Source organism: Paenibacillus cisolokensis (assembly GCF_018403665.1).
GTDB classification, from domain to species: domain Bacteria; phylum Bacillota; class Bacilli; order Paenibacillales; family Paenibacillaceae; genus Paenibacillus_AH; species Paenibacillus_AH cisolokensis.
Genome location: NZ_BOVJ01000152.1, coordinates 1 through 1,559, shown reverse-complemented (window position 1 = coordinate 1,559; position 1,559 = coordinate 1). Strand labels below are relative to the sequence as shown.

Here is a 1,559-nt window from a genome sequence, read left to right as displayed (position 1 = left end):
TAGACTCCCATGCCGCTGACACGGCACCATCAGATGATGAAAATAATCAGGTTCCCACGGTATAATAATCTTGCGGCTGGCGAAGCGAGGTCGTCGTAACCTGGTGCCTCGAGCCCGATTCTTAGACAGACCCCGACGACCCGGTGCACTACAGATTGTGGCTCCCTTAAGGGAAGCACGCGGGATAGAATGACATGTGATGGTCGTTGCACCAGCCTTTGCAGATTCATGCCGCAAGGAGTGTTTGAGTTATGGACGTCGTTTATTCACACGTCTGTGGCCTCGACGTTCACAAGAAGAACGTGGTGGCCTGCATCATCACCCCAGATCATAAAGAGATCCGTACGTTCTCCACGATGACCGAAGATTTGCTTGCCCTCATTGATTGGATCAAATCTCATGGCTGTACGCATGTCGCCATGGAGAGCACGGGTTCGTTTTGGAAACCGATCTACAATCTGTTGGAGATGGAACAAATTGAAACTCTTGTTGTCAATGCCAAGCACATGAAAAATGTGCCCGGACGAAAAACCGATGTCAAAGATGCGGAATGGATCGCTGGCTTATTACGCCACGGTTTGCTCAAGGGCAGCTACATTCCCAATCGGGAGCAACGCGAACTGCGCGAATTGATCCGCTACCGCCGCAGTCTCATTGACGAACGCGCCCGAGAGGTTCAGCGCATTCAAAAGTGCTGGAGGGCGCCAACATCAAATTGTCTTCCGTTGCTTCCGATGTCCTGGGCAAATCAGGACGACTCATGATCGAAGCGATGATCGAAGGCGAAACAGATGCGGCACTACTCTCCGAACTGGCGCAGCGAAAGCTGAAAAACAAAAAAGCGGATCTTCAAAAAGCCTTGCACGGGCTCATGGGTCCGCATCAACGTCTGATGCTCAAAGCGCAGCTCCGCCATATCGATGATCTGGACAAACTGATTGAAGAAATTGATGCGGAAGTCAAGGAACGAATGACCCCTTTTGAAGAAGACCTGGAGCGGTTGGACACAATTCCCGGTGTAGGTCGTCGGAGCGCAGAACAGATTCTGGCCGAAATCGGCACGAACATGGATCAGTTCCCCTCCGCCGCACATTTGTGTTCATGGGCAGGACTGGCTCCAGGGAACAATGAAAGTGCCGGGAAACGAAAGTCGGGGAAAACCACCAAAGGAAACAAAAAGTTGCGAACGGCCTTGGTTGAATCCGCCCGAGGGGCTGCCCGTTCCAAAGAAACGTATTTGTCCAGTTTGTATCATCGCATTGCTGCCCGAAGAGGAGCGAATCGAGCGGCGGTTGCTGTGGCACACCGGATTTTGACGATAATTTACCATCTCCTGAAGAAGAAACAAACCTATATTGAACTCGGACCTCACCATTACGAAGAACGCAAGCGAAATCAAGTCGCAAGGCAAGCGATTCGGAAGTTAGAAATCCTGGGTTACAAGGTCATCGTGGAGGAAGCTCAACAAACCGCATAAAACATATCATATACCATATTATACCATTTATATGGTTGTAACGGGACATGGGCCTTTTTGCGCTTCTAAGCTACTTTAATTT

1 pseudogene is annotated in these 1,559 nt (G+C 50.2%); it reads left to right on the top strand.

Features of this window, described 5'->3' with window-relative positions:
• The first annotated feature begins 251 nt into the window (after positions 1-251).
• A pseudogene (locus PACILC2_RS19620) lies at positions 252-1,477 on the top strand (IS110 family RNA-guided transposase).
• Positions 1,478-1,559 lie beyond the last annotated feature (82 nt).